Source organism: Citrobacter sp. 50677481 (assembly GCF_001463265.1).
Classification (GTDB): Bacteria; Pseudomonadota; Gammaproteobacteria; order Enterobacterales; family Enterobacteriaceae; genus Citrobacter_A; species Citrobacter_A sedlakii.
The window spans coordinates 135,801-149,102 of sequence record NZ_LNHZ01000070.1; the positions used below are offsets into that span (position 1 = coordinate 135,801).

Here is a 13,302-nt window from a genome sequence, read left to right on the forward strand (position 1 = left end):
GCCTGTTTTATGGAATCAGGCGTGTTTCTGGCGCTGTACTGCCACCAAAATCATTTATTGCCGCCCATTTCACCGTTCTTCCAGTCGTGGCATTGATGGCAATTATTTTTCTTTCCTGCGGCGCGATGTATTCAATTTTGTCGGTGAGGTTGACATTGTCTAAACTTAATCCCGCAAAAACGACATGATATGCCGATGGGTTATAAATAGTCAGTTGGTTCGCTGAGATGCCAAACTCGAGCGCTTTGAAAGCATCTCTGGCTTTACCGTTGAGTCCTTTTGGTCGGTAAAAAAGTTTGATTCGGGTTTTAAACACTAACGTTAATGTATTGGTATTGGCGAGATCGGCTTTGTTCTGTGCAGGAATGGCTCGCACATTGATAAAATACATCGACTCTCTGTCATTAGGCACTTGTCCATCAGCCTTAATAATACGTAGCGTAGAGTCTTCTCCGGCATCAAGTCGAAACAGTGGTGGCGTGACAATAAACGGGCCGCGCGAGCTGTTGTTGCTGTTTTCTACCCATGATTGCAGCAGATAAGGCATTTTTTCGCTGTGGTTAGCGAGCGGCAGAGCGGCCTCTTTTTTACTGGCGTCATAAATAACGCGCGTCCTTTCCAGTACGATACCCCCTGCGAAAGCTGTGCTTGCCAGAGTGGTAAGCAAGATAAAAAATGCCAGTGTCGCCAGTCTCTTCATTATTTACTCCCTGAAATGTTAATATCTCTTTATCCCTGTAAAAAGGGATAAAGAGATATGATGAAGGGATTAACGGTAATCAAGAGTGACATCAACCGAAGCGTTTGCTTCACCTGGGGTAATGTCTTTAGACTCTACGGTTGAAACGTAATAAGCCAGTAAATTGATATCCATCGTCGCCCCGGTAATAGGGAAAGACACTTTAGGATCGTTGAGTTTGTTAATGGCCATTTGTGTCCCCTGGTCATTATCGATACGAATACCGACACCCGTCGCAGGTTCGTCCATACCCGTCACCGCAACCAGTTCGTCATTTGTTCCGGTCGTTCCGCCATTTCGTGTTTCTAACCATAGCTGGAAAGACGCATCTTCAACACCATCAACATGCTCCCACGGGTCAGTTGGACAATTTTTTAATGGGATAGTGACTGGAATACTTGGCGTTTTATCGCCAACGGTTTTGAACTGAGAAGCGGCGTAATGACCAAGTTCAACATCAACCGTGTCGCCATTAGCAAATTCACAGGTGCTGGTTAATATTTGCCCGGTAAATTCAATCGTTCCATCTGTCGCCCACGCGTGGCTTGCGGAAAGCGTGAGTAAACCCGCAATAACGGATTTCGTATAGCGTTTCATTACTAATTCCTTATCCTTGCTTAAAATACAATGAAATATTTCATTAGGCAATATATCTGCATGCTTTAAGGATTATACAGTTCCTGACGGCTTAGAATGGCGTAATGTTATGTTTTCGGAATATATTTATATTAATAAAGTCTATTTGGCTGGTGGTTAATTGATCTGTCAACAGGGGGTTTTAAAAATTCATACTTAATGCTGTTGCTCATAACTGGTTGATTTTAAGTCATAATGAAAGTGTAAGGTTAAATAAAAGTGAGCAGTCTATTTAATATAAGTCAAATAAAAATATTCATATTATTGATATGAGGGGGCGATTCATCTCAAAAAAGACTTTTTAATATTATTTTTGTGCAATATCTTTATATAAATTTCTTTCGGGATAAGATACCATCAAGCTAAAGATATAATCTTAAACTAAACAGTATTTTTAATTTGTATAACCGGATAAAAAGTAGACTCGCTGCAGGCAGGCGCAGGCCTGCCTTTATTAAGTGAAGCTCTAAACAATAATAAGCTCAACGCCGGTTTTGAGCACCGCCGCTTTATCCTGCTTACTGATGCCATCGTCAGTGATCACGCAGTTGATCTTCTCCATGGGAAGAACCTGGTTGAATCCGCGGCGGTTGAACTTGGTGGCGTCCAGAACGGCGACAACTTTGTGTGCCGCAGCGGCCATCACTCCGCTTATCGAATACCCTTCATTAAAGGTGGTGATCCCGTTGGTGGCGTCGATACCGTCCGCACCGACAAACATCAAGTCTGCGCTGATGCCCTGTAACGAACGTTCGGCGATGGTGCCATGCATGGAATGTGTTTTATGCCTTACCGTGCCGCCGCAAACCACCAGCGTCAGGTCTTTGTTGTCGGACAGGGTAAATGCCGCCGGTAAGCTGTTGGTAATCACGGTAATGTTGCTCTTACGGTTCAACGCTTCGGCGATCAATAACGTGGTGCTGCCGCTATCCAGAATCACGGTCATCCCTTCTTCCACCATCGCCGCCGCTGACTGAGCAATGCGCTTTTTCGGATCGCTGGCAAGCTGGTAACGGTCCTCGAGTATAACTTCCTGATTATCGCCTTCCGCCAGATGACTTCCGGGTTTAGCCGCGCCGCCGTGAAACCGCGTAACCAGACCCTTTTCCTCCAGCAAACGCAGATCGGCACGGATAGTGACTTCAGAAATACCAAAGGTATTCGAAAGATCAAGCACCAACACGCTGCCCTGCGAATTAATCAGGTCGACAATTTTGTTCCTTCGCTCAAATGAGTTCATATTGATTTGCCTGATAATTAACTGTGACTAGTTTAATCGAAGGATTGCGAAAGGTGAACGCTAAATTTCGAAAGTAAATGTGAGCCAGCGCAGGTTGCTGGCTCGTACGATCAGGAGAAGTCCAGGAGGATTTTTCCCTGCATAGGTGCGCCGTTTAGCGCTTTCACGGCTTCTGCGAAACGCTCTGGGTTACCCCGATGGGCAATCAGCGGGATGAGCTGCAGGCGTTTCTCGGTCAACAAGCGTGCGGCCGTTTCCCACTCTTCTCCTGGCCACGGGCTGGAGTAGTTCATCCAACTGCCCTGCACCGTGAGCTCTTTGCGCAGGATCAGCCCAAAAACGTGACTGGTGAGCGTCAGATCATGGTGCAGCGTGCCGACCAGCGCTACCTGCGCACGCGGTCCGGCAATTTCAATTGAGAGTGAGACGGTCTGCGGCGTGCCTGCCGTTTCCAGCACCAACTGGTCGAACTGCGCGTCGTTCTGCGCTGCCTGAATCTCTGCTGCGCTCATCTCCCGGCTGTTATACACCCGCGTGGCTCCCAGCGCTGTTGCCAGCGCCAGTTTCTGTGGATTAATGTCGATGGCGGCGACGCTTTTCGCACCGAGCTCTTTTGCGCACTGAAGCGCGAGCAGGCCGATGGTGCCCGCGCCAACGATGATAACGTTTTTCCCTTCACATCCCCGCGCCAGATGAAACGCATGCAGACCAACGGTGATCGGCTCAATGAACGCGCCGTCTTCGACAGGCATATCGGAAGGTAAGCGGAACAGATTGGCGCGCTTTACGACAACGAACTCCGCATTGCCGCCTTCACTGCGCGAACCGACAAACTGGTACTGTTTACACAACGAGTAAAAACCACGCTCGCACTGGGGACAGTGAAAGCAGGGCAGAAGCGGCACGCAGGCAACCGCGTCGCCCGGCTGCATGTCCTTCACGCCCTTGCCATACGATTCAACGTAGCCGCTAAATTCATGGCCGAGGGTAATGGGGTAATAATGCGCGCCTTTAGCAAAAATACGCGGAATATCAGAACCACACAGACCAGAACTGATGACTTTCACCAGCACGTCGTCGTCGTTTTGCAACTGGGGCATGGGGCGTTCTTCAACGCGCACGTCTCCCTCAGCGTGAATCACCACTGATTTCATAACATTCTCCAGAAAGATAGCGGGGAGCGAACGCTCCCCTGAAATTACACGGTGGGCTGACTTTCCGTCAGCGTTGCGTTTTGCTCCGCGGCTGCAAAATGACGCGCCCGACGCCAGGTCAGCAGTACGCCGGTGAAATAGAGGGCGGCAATCACCACGAACCCTATAACGTTCTGCCAGGTAAAGAGCTGGATCAGAAGCCAGGTTACCGGCGATCCCCCCTGGTCCATGGAGGCCACCATGCCACCGGCTTTCAGCGCCCCGGCATTGGCGGCAAGCTGGGTATGCAGACCGATGGTTTGCGTGGCGATCCACAGCGTAATGCCCATAATGATGACGCCGGATATCAGCGTGCGGAAAAGGTTGCCCTGATGCACCGCCACCGCCATCGCGACAAAGAAACCGATAGTCGCAAGGTCGCCGAACGGCAGCACCTGGTTACCCGGGACCAGCACCGCAATCAGGATCGTCAGCGGGATAAAAATCAGGCTGGCGGAAACCACAGAGGTATGGCCGAGGAGCAGCGCCGGATCCAGTCCAATCAGAAACGCCTGGCCGCCAAATCGGGCCTGCAGACGTTTACGCGCCTGTTTGGCTATCGGCGTTAAGCCATCCATGATCGGCTTGATCACGCGCGGCATTAGTAGCATCACTGCCGCTGTTTTGACTGCCAGTTGCAGGACGGCTTTCACGTCGTAGCCTGCCAACATGCCAATCACCAACCCCATCACAAAACCGACGGTCACCGGCTCGCCAAACGGACCGAAGCGTTTTTGCACATCGTCCGCGCTGAAATGAATGCGGTTAAGGCCCGGTATTTTGTCGATAACCGTATCGACCAGTACCGCGACAGGACCGAGGTAGGCTGAGGTGCCATGCGGGATAGCTATTCCTTCCAGACCGAAGAAGTCGCGGGTATCTTTTGCGAACCAGTCGCCAAGTTTGTAAACAAAGGCAGCATGGACAATCACGCCGAGGATCCCCAGCCAGTACGATCCGGTCGCCAGATGCAGCATCGCACCGGTAAAGGTCATGTGCCAGATATTCCAGATGTCGACGTTCACAACGCGGGTCATACGCGTCACCAGCATCAGAATATTGACGCCAATGGCGACCGGGATGGCGATCAGCGCAATTTGCGAGGCCCAGGTCATGGGTGACGAGCCGGGCCAACCAACATCAATGACGTGAAGATTGATTTGAAATTGTTCGGCCATCGCTTTCGCCGCAGGGCCAATAGAGTCAAGCATCAGACCGATCACCAGGCCGATTCCGACAAAGCCAATGCCAATATGCAGACCCGATTTAAAACAGTCCCCGAGCTTCATCCCCAGCAGTTTTGAGAAGATGATGATCACCAGCGGCAGCATTACCGTTGGGCCTAAGTCGAGGATATAACGCATAATTTCGCTAAACATGGCGTCACCCCACGAGGATCGTCAGTATTTTTTGCTGCAACGCTTCGATACCCACCCCGGAAACAAAAGGCATACCGTGAACGACAGGAATATCGCCAAAGGTGCGGTCGACGCGGGCGGTGGTGCAAATGAGATCGGCGCCGTCCATATAGGTTTCGATTTCCGTGACCCGACATTGCACCAGGTCGAGTGTGATATCGTTGGCTTCACATAGCTCTTTAATTTCTTCCGCGGCCAGCGTAGAGGTCGCGACAGCACCGCCACAGGCCACAATCACTTTACGTTTCATAGGGTATTCCTTTTATTATCAGTATATTATCAGGCCTGTTCGCAAGGCTCAGGCATCAGGATAGTTTCCTGAAAACGGGCTGCCAGCGCTGTTTCAGGGGCACTCAGTAACGCTTCAAGGGTGTCCGGGTTTTGCAGTTCGCTAAACAGACGACGCAGGAGTTTCAGCTGCGCCGTCGGGTTTTCAACGATCAGCGCGATGATCAGCGAAACGGCAATTTCGCCGTCGTCATCGGCCTGCTGAAACGCCACCGGAGTATCGGGACGGATGAGGTAGATCGCCGGCGATTTGGCGTGAACCGCTTCGCAGTGTGGAATCGCAACGGCATGGCGTTCCAGCGCGATGCCGGTTGGAAAGTTTGCTTCACGTTCGAGAAGCGCCTGCGGATACGTGTCATGCACCACGCCTTTGGCCAGCATCTCCTCGGCAATGTGCGCGAGCGCCTGCTGGCGCGAGGTAAAATGAATTCCAGTACGGACAAAAAGTTGGCTCATAGCGTCTCCGGTTTTCAGGCTGTTTCTGACGCGCAACCGAACCGGTATGCACGTAAAACATCCTGAATTTTGTCAATAATCAGGCTGTGCGGCGTGGCGTTTAGCGCGCCTTCCGACAGCCGTTCAAACTGTACAGGCATAAACTGGCTGATTAATCCCAGCGGTAATGAGACGCCACTCAGATTGGCGATCAGTTTTTCCACACTTTGCCGAATACGCGGGTGCGGCCAGTAGTAACGGATACGGTCTGACAGGCTGAAATGGATATCGACCATCGCCTGGCTCCAGGTCGGCCGGTAATACTTCTTCCAGTATCCAGGCTCGTTAAGCATCACTTCATCGATCACCTCCAACACCCGGCTGCGTTGTTCCGGCGAAATCAGGGCGTCTTCCATCTGCGCCAGCGCAAAAACGGCTTCACGCAGAGCGAAAGTCAGGGCCGGGCCGACCTTGAGAATGGCGTAGTGATCACGAACCAGCGCGCGGTAGGCTTGTCGGGTCTGGTAGTCTGTGGAGTGCGCTTCGTAAACCATTGGCGTGGCCTTGATCCAGGTAGTGAGCGCTTCGGCAGCCTGAGGCTGGTAGTGGATAATTTGGGTGTGATCGAATTCCACGCCGGGCTGCACGACGATGGCGATAACGCGGGTTAAGGCCTCATCAAGCCCCCGAGCGTGAAAGGCAACCTGATGCGTTTCCAGCGTGCGGGCGGCATCGTCGGCGCGGGTGACGTGAACCGTCCCAATGCTGCTGGCTTCCCCGCCCGGTACCGGAACTTCAGTGCCGATTACATAGGTCAGTCGGCGTTTTTGTTCTTCCGTTGCCGTCGCTTCAGCCGCCTGGCAAAGTACCGCTGCGCGTTCGGCGACCACCATCGGGTCGAGCGGCGTGGGGTCATCGGCGCAGGACATAGAGGCGTCCAGGTGGATTTTACTGAATCCTGCGGCGACGTAGGCCTGAATCAACACCACCGATTTTTCCATCGCATCCGCTGCGGGTTCATCCTGCCAACAGTTCGGGCCCAAATGATCCCCGCCAAGGATTAAACGCTCACGCGGGAAGCCAACCTCCTGGGCAATGCCATAGACAAAATCGCGGAAATCAGCGGGTTTCATGCCGGTATACCCGCCGAACTGATTGACCTGGTTAGAGGTCGCTTCAATCAGCACTTTGTTGTCGCTGTGCAGATCAAAGCGCAGGGCCGCTTCAATGACCAGCGGATGGGCTGAACAGACAGAACAGATCCCGACATGTTCACCGGCTTTATGACGCGAGATAATTTCTTTCACTTCTGACTCCGATATCTTTCGTTTGTATTGAATGCGAATGCGCTATCTGTCAAAGCTTGCCTTCGCAGCCGCAGTCGGCGATGACTTTGCGCACGACGGCTTTCATGGCGGCTTTGGCTGGCACCATGTAATGTCGGGGATCATTGGCCTTGGGATGCTCACTAAGATAGGTTTTCAGGGCATCGGAAAAGGCAATTTTAAGTTCGGTGGCAACGTTAACCTTGCAGATGCCGAGTGAGATTGCGCGTTGGATATCCCCGGTGGGCAGGCCCGAGGCGCCGTGCAGCACCAGTGGAATATCCACGTGTTGCCGAATCTCCGCCAGGCGCTCAAAATCCAGTCGCGGTTCGGCGGTGTAAAGGCCGTGAGCCGTTCCAATTGCTACGGCCAGAGAATCAATGCCGGTTCCGGCGACAAACTCCCGGGCCTGCTGCGGATGGGTATAAAGCGCGTCTTTTTCGTCAACGTTCAATTCGTCTTCCTGTCCACCCAAACGGCCCAGTTCGGCTTCGACGCTAACGTCGTAACGATGGCAGTAATCGACAACATTTTTCACCAGGGCAATATTGTCGGCAAACGGAAGGTGCGAGCCGTCGATCATGACGGAACGCACGCCAGCAGCGACTTTCTGTTCTATATCTTCACGTTTTTCATGATGATCAAGATGGATCGCGAGAGGGTGGTTCCATGACTTCGCCAGTTCCCCGGCGATGGCGACGATATTGCTCACGCCTGCATAGCGAAACGTGCCTGGCGTCCCCGCAACGATCAATGGTGAACGTAATTCTGCTGCGGTTTCCACGACCACCTGCAGGGTTTCAAGATTATGGATGTTGAAAGCCGGTACGGCGTAACCCTCGCGCTGGGCCTTCCTGAGCATGGTCTTGCTGGAAATAATAAACATCCTTCCTCCGAAATCTTTCGTTTGTCTTCTTCGAAAGAATGTATAGGCTTTCGTAATGTTTTTATGTGATTTCGATCGGATAAATGAAAGCTACGAAAGTAAAAGAAGGTTTGCGAAAGATTACGGCCGAAAAAAAAGCACGCCCGCCGGGCATGCTTTATGAGAAGAGAAGGGGGGGCGTCACGTCACCGGCGCCGGGTTAAACACTGCCAGTTGGTTATGAAGGCCCCATTGATCCGAGAAGGTTTTCTTCCGTCCGCTGGCTACCTCCAGGATAAACGCAAACAGCTTCTGACCGACCTCTTCAATGGTTTCTTCCCCGGTGGCGATGGTCCCGGCGTTAATATCCATTAAGTCATACCAGCGGTTTGCCAGCTCGGTGCGGGTAGCCATTTTGATCACCGGTACCGCCATCAGCCCATACGGGGTACCGCGCCCGGTAGTAAAGACCTGGACGGTGATCCCTGACGCCACCTGCTGGGTGCCGCAGACAAAGTCGCTGGCGGGGGTTGCCGCGTATATCAGGCCGCGCTTCGTTGGCCGCTGGCCCGGCGACAGCACTTCAACAATCGCGCTCTTACCTGACTTGGCAATGGAGCCGAGCGCTTTTTCGACCACGTTCGCCAGCCCGCCTTTTTTGTTCCCCGGTGACGGGTTGGCGCTGCGGTCGGTTTTCCCCATGTCGAGGTAGTTATCGTACCAGGCCATCTCTTCGAGCAGGCGCTTGCCCACCTCTTCGTTGACCGTGCGCGGGGTCAGCAGATGGATGGCGTCACGCACTTCGGTCACTTCGGAGAACATCACCGTGGCGCCGCAGCGAACCAGCAGGTCCGAGGCATACCCTACCGCCGGGTTCGCCGTGACGCCGGAAAACGCATCGCTGCCGCCGCACTGCATCCCGACGACCAGTTCAGAGGCCGGGCAGGTTTCGCGCTGGCGCTGATTGAGTTTCGCGAGATGGCGCTCAGCCACCTGCAAAATGTCATCCACCATCGAGCGGAAACCGACGTGTTTTTCATCCTGCAAGCTCACGATGCTGGCGCTGTCCACCGGGATACTCTGCACATCGTCGGTACCTTCCAGCAGGCGCTCAGGTTGCAGTTTTTCACAGCCGAGGCCGATGACCATCACTTCGCCGCCAAAGTTCGGGTTCAGCGAAATGTTGTGAATCGTGCGAATGGGCACTACCGCTGCCGGGGCGTTGATCGCCACACCGCAGCCGTACAGATGGTTCAGGCCGACGACGCCGTCGACGTTCGGGTAGTCAGGCAGCAGATCGCGCTCAATGATCTTCACCACATAATCGACCACACCCGCCACGCAGTGGACGCTGGTGGTAATGCCGAGCAGATTTTTGGTGCCCACGCTGCCATCGGCATTGCGATAGCCCTCAAAGGTATAACCTTCCAGCGGCGGCAGCGGCTCCGGCACTTTGGTCGCCAGCGGCAACGTGTGCAGTGGCGGCGCCTTCGGCAGTTCCACCATGGACTCATCGATCCAGCTTCCGCGCGCGATATTGCGAACGGCATAACCAATCACCTCGCCATAGCGAACGATTTCACCATGCGCGGGAATATCCACCAGCGCCACTTTGTGCCCCTGCGGAATATGTTCGATCAGTTCAAGCCCGTCCGGGAAACGCGTTCCGGCTTTTAAACCATTGTCGTTGACAATGATTGCCACATTATCGATGTCGTGAACTTTAATATAAAACGCCGTCGGCGATTGCTGTCGGATGTCGATGTTAGCCATTGCTCAGTATTCTCCAGCTAAAAATAATTCGTTCAGTGAACCTGAAAAAAGAGAATGTCATTTTGATAAAATAAGCATGTCAGGCGCGCTGGAATAAGAATGTGATCGCGATCACCCGTTGTGGCGAACGCCACGCCCGCAGGGTGAGCAAAGCGTAAATCTGTGCATCAGCGCCCAGGCTTATGTGCATATGCACAAAATAATATTTAATGCTCGTTTCTTTAATGAGCGTTTGCACAATGCCTAATACACCGCGGCTGATTATACTGAACCACGAACTTATTACACCCGTCGGTTATTTTAATTAGCATCGGTAAATGTCAAACAATAATAAAATACCGGCTTAAATATCTGGGTAAATAAATAGTGACCCGTCCGTCGGTTTATAAAACTCTCTATATAACGGTTAAGTGACAAGGTAAACGTGATGAATAACGACATCTTCCCCAACAAATTCAAGGCAGCGCTGGCTGCGCATCAGGTGCAGATCGGTTGCTGGTCGGCGCTGGCAAGCCCCATCAGCACCGAAGTGCTCGGTCTGGCGGGCTTTGACTGGCTGGTGCTGGACGGCGAACATGCGCCGAACGATGTCTCAACCTTTATCCCGCAACTGATGGCATTAAAAGGTAGCGCCAGCGCGCCGGTTGTGCGCGTGCCGACCAACGAGCCGGTGATTATCAAGCGTCTGCTGGATATCGGCTTTTACAATTTCCTCATCCCGTTTGTGGAAACAGAACAAGAAGCCGTAAACGCCGTGGCGGCGACCCGCTATCCGCCAGAGGGGATTCGCGGCGTATCCGTATCACACCGCGCCAATATGTTTGGCACCGTAGCGGATTACTTTGCGCAGTCGAATAAGAACATCACCATCATTGTGCAGATCGAAAGCCAGCAGGGCGTCGATAACGTGGACGCGATTGCGGCAACCGCAGGCGTTGACGGTATTTTTGTCGGGCCAAGCGATCTGGCTGCCGCGTTAGGCCACCTTGGCAACGCGTCGCATCCTGACGTTCAGAAAGCCATTCAGCACATTTTTGCCCGTGCGAAAGCGAACGGTAAACCCTGCGGCATTCTGGCGCCGGTTGAAGCCGATGCGCGCCGTTATCTGGAGTGGGGAGCGACGTTTGTGGCCGTGGGCAGCGATCTGGGCGTATTCCGTTCCGCCACGCAGAAGCTGGCAGATTCCTTTAAGAAATAACCACCACCGCAACAAGAGAGAATAGTGATATGACGATGAAAGTTGGTTTTATTGGCCTGGGTATCATGGGTAAACCAATGAGTAAAAACCTCCTGAAAGCAGGTTACTCGCTGGTGGTTTCTGACCGTAACCCTGAAGCGATTGCTGAAGTTATTGCTGCCGGGGCAGAAACCGCCTCTACCGCAAAAGCGATCGCTGAGCAGTGTGATGTGATCATCACCATGCTGCCGAACTCCCCGCACGTGAAAGACGTTGCGCTGGGTGAAGGCGGCATTATTGAAGGCGCGAAGCCGGGCACCGTTTTGATCGACATGAGTTCGATCGCGCCGCTGGCAAGCCGTGAAATCAGCGACGCGCTGAAGGCCAAAGGGATTGATATGCTCGACGCGCCGGTCAGCGGCGGCGAACCGAAAGCCATCGACGGCACGTTGTCCGTCATGGTGGGCGGCGACAAAGCGATCTTCGACAAATATTACGATCTGCTGAAGGCGATGGCGGGATCCGTGGTGCATACCGGTGAAATCGGCGCGGGTAACGTCACCAAGCTGGCAAACCAGGTGATTGTGGCGCTGAATATTGCCGCGATGTCAGAAGCGCTGACGCTGGCGACCAAAGCGGGGGTAAACCCGGATCTGGTATATCAGGCGATTCGCGGCGGTCTGGCGGGCAGTACCGTGCTGGATGCGAAAGCGCCGATGGTTATGGATCGCAACTTCAAACCGGGCTTCCGTATCGATCTGCATATTAAAGATCTGGCGAACGCGCTGGATACGTCGCACGGTGTCGGCGCGCAGCTGCCGCTGACCGCTGCGGTGATGGAGATGATGCAGGCGCTGCGCGCGGACGGGCTGGGGACGGCCGATCACAGCGCGCTGGCATGCTATTACGAAAAACTGGCGAAAGTGGAAGTCACTCGCTAATCACGTCGTGCCTTGTGGCACGCAGCAATCTGGCCTGCCTGGCGCAGGCCGGAACAGTGAAACGCTAATTGGCGTTATGCAGTAACAGGCTACCCCTATGAAAATCGTCATTGCCCCAGACTCTTATAAAGAAAGCCTTTCTGCCAGTGAGGTAGCTCAGGCAATAGAAAAAGGATTCCGGGAAATTTTTCCGGATGCGCAATATGTTTCTGTTCCCGTCGCCGACGGTGGTGAAGGAACAGTTGAAGCCATGATTGCCGCCACGCAGGGAACTGAACATTCCGCTTGGGTTACCGGCCCGTTGGGGGAAAAGGTCAATGCCAACTGGGGCATGTCAGGAGACGGAAAAACCGCGTTTATCGAAATGGCGGCAGCCAGCGGACTGGCGTTGGTTCCCCCGGAAAAACGTAATCCGCTGATCACCACCTCTCGCGGCACGGGCGAGCTGATTTTGCAGGCGCTGGAAAGCGGGGCGCGAAACATCATCATCGGTATTGGCGGCAGCGCCACCAATGACGGTGGCGCGGGTATGATACAGGCGCTGGGTGCGAAACTGTGCGACGCCAATGGCACCGAGATCGGTTATGGCGGAGGCAGCCTGAACAGCCTCAACGCAATTGATATTTCGGGTCTTGATCCACGATTACGCGCCTGCACGATTCGCGTTGCCTGCGACGTCACCAATCCGCTGGTGGGGGAGAAGGGCGCATCGCGAATTTTTGGACCGCAGAAAGGCGCGACCGAGGCGTTAATTGTCGAACTTGACGCCAATCTTGCCCATTACGCCGATATCATCAAAAAATCGCTACGGGTGGATGTCAGAGAGGTTCCTGGCGCAGGCGCGGCGGGCGGTATGGGCGCGGCGCTGATGGCCTTTCTCGGCGCGGAGCTGAAAAGCGGTATCGAGATTGTGACCCAGGCGCTGAATCTGGAAGAACATATCCACGACTGTACGCTGGTGGTGACTGGCGAAGGACGAATTGACAGTCAGAGCATTCACGGAAAAGTACCGGTCGGCGTGGCGAGCGTGGCGAAGAAATACCACAAGCCGGTGATAGGTATTGCCGGCAGCCTGACGCGTGACGTCGCGGTGGTGCACCAGCACGGTATTGATGCCGTGTTTAGCGTATTAAGCAGCATTGGCACGCTGGAAGAAGCCTTCCGGGGCGCATTTGACAATATTTACCGCGCTTCGCGAAATATTGCGGCCACGCTGGCGATGGGAATGCGCAGCGCGGGGTGACAAGGGCGCGTAAACCCTCTATACTTCGC

Annotated in this window: 13 protein-coding genes; 3 read left to right on the forward strand and 10 right to left on the reverse strand. The window is 53.6% G+C overall.

Features of this window, described 5'->3' with window-relative positions; translation table 11 throughout:
* Positions 1 to 7: 7 nt before the first annotated feature.
* From APU02_RS20565 to garD, 10 genes are all read right to left on the reverse strand, one after another.
* The gene (locus APU02_RS20565) at positions 8 to 700 is read right to left on the reverse strand and encodes a molecular chaperone (protein WP_042291790.1); all 693 of its coding nucleotides are present in this window, start codon (positions 698 to 700) and stop codon (positions 8 to 10) included.
* A gap of 69 nt (positions 701 to 769) precedes the next feature.
* Entirely contained in the window at positions 770 to 1,336 is a 567-nt protein-coding gene (locus APU02_RS20570) for a fimbrial protein (RefSeq protein WP_060571077.1), read from the reverse strand.
* Positions 1,337 to 1,841: 505 nt separating this feature from the next.
* Positions 1,842 to 2,615 carry a DeoR/GlpR family DNA-binding transcription regulator gene (locus tag APU02_RS20575; RefSeq protein ID WP_042291789.1) on the reverse strand — a complete coding sequence of 258 codons (774 nt, stop codon included), beginning with the start codon at positions 2,613 to 2,615 and terminating at the stop codon, positions 1,842 to 1,844.
* A gap of 110 nt (positions 2,616 to 2,725) precedes the next feature.
* Positions 2,726 to 3,769, reverse strand: a complete 1,044-nt coding sequence (gene gatD, locus APU02_RS20580) for a galactitol-1-phosphate 5-dehydrogenase (protein ID WP_060571078.1) — start codon at positions 3,767 to 3,769, stop codon at positions 2,726 to 2,728.
* Between the two features lie 44 nt (positions 3,770 to 3,813).
* Positions 3,814 to 5,187: a PTS galactitol transporter subunit IIC gene (locus tag APU02_RS20585; RefSeq protein ID WP_060571079.1), complete on the reverse strand. Its 1,374-nt coding sequence runs from the start codon at positions 5,185 to 5,187 to the stop codon at positions 3,814 to 3,816.
* A 4-nt stretch (positions 5,188 to 5,191) separates the two neighbouring features.
* A complete protein-coding gene (gatB, locus tag APU02_RS20590; protein ID WP_042291785.1) occupies positions 5,192 to 5,476 on the reverse strand; it encodes a PTS galactitol transporter subunit IIB in 285 nt (94 codons plus the stop codon).
* A gap of 29 nt (positions 5,477 to 5,505) precedes the next feature.
* A complete protein-coding gene (gene gatA / locus APU02_RS20595) occupies positions 5,506 to 5,970 on the reverse strand; it encodes a PTS galactitol transporter subunit IIA (RefSeq protein WP_042291783.1) in 465 nt (154 codons plus the stop codon).
* A gap of 14 nt (positions 5,971 to 5,984) precedes the next feature.
* Positions 5,985 to 7,256, reverse strand: coding sequence for a tagatose-bisphosphate aldolase subunit GatZ (gene gatZ / locus APU02_RS20600; protein WP_060571080.1), 1,272 nt, complete (start codon positions 7,254 to 7,256; stop codon positions 5,985 to 5,987).
* 49 nt (positions 7,257 to 7,305) lie between these two features.
* Positions 7,306 to 8,160 carry a tagatose bisphosphate family class II aldolase gene (locus APU02_RS20605; RefSeq protein ID WP_060571081.1) on the reverse strand — a complete coding sequence of 285 codons (855 nt, stop codon included), beginning with the start codon at positions 8,158 to 8,160 and terminating at the stop codon, positions 7,306 to 7,308.
* Between the two features lie 180 nt (positions 8,161 to 8,340).
* Complete coding sequence (gene garD / locus APU02_RS20610; RefSeq protein ID WP_060571082.1) at positions 8,341 to 9,912, reverse strand: galactarate dehydratase; 1,572 nt, start codon at positions 9,910 to 9,912, stop codon at positions 8,341 to 8,343.
* Positions 9,913 to 10,339: 427 nt separating this feature from the next.
* Between garD and garL the strand changes: the two genes are divergently transcribed.
* The 3 genes from garL (at position 10,340) to garK (ending at position 13,273) form a co-directional block, all read left to right on the forward strand.
* The gene (gene garL, locus APU02_RS20615; protein ID WP_042291775.1) at positions 10,340 to 11,110 is read left to right on the forward strand and encodes a 2-dehydro-3-deoxyglucarate aldolase; all 771 of its coding nucleotides are present in this window, start codon (positions 10,340 to 10,342) and stop codon (positions 11,108 to 11,110) included.
* Positions 11,111 to 11,139: 29 nt separating this feature from the next.
* The gene (gene garR / locus APU02_RS20620; RefSeq protein ID WP_042291774.1) at positions 11,140 to 12,030 is read left to right on the forward strand and encodes a 2-hydroxy-3-oxopropionate reductase; all 891 of its coding nucleotides are present in this window, start codon (positions 11,140 to 11,142) and stop codon (positions 12,028 to 12,030) included.
* Positions 12,031 to 12,127: 97 nt separating this feature from the next.
* Positions 12,128 to 13,273 (forward strand): glycerate 2-kinase, encoded by a 1,146-nt coding sequence (garK, locus tag APU02_RS20625; RefSeq protein WP_042291772.1) that lies wholly within the window; start codon positions 12,128 to 12,130, stop codon positions 13,271 to 13,273.
* The last annotated feature ends 29 nt before the right edge of the window (positions 13,274 to 13,302 follow it).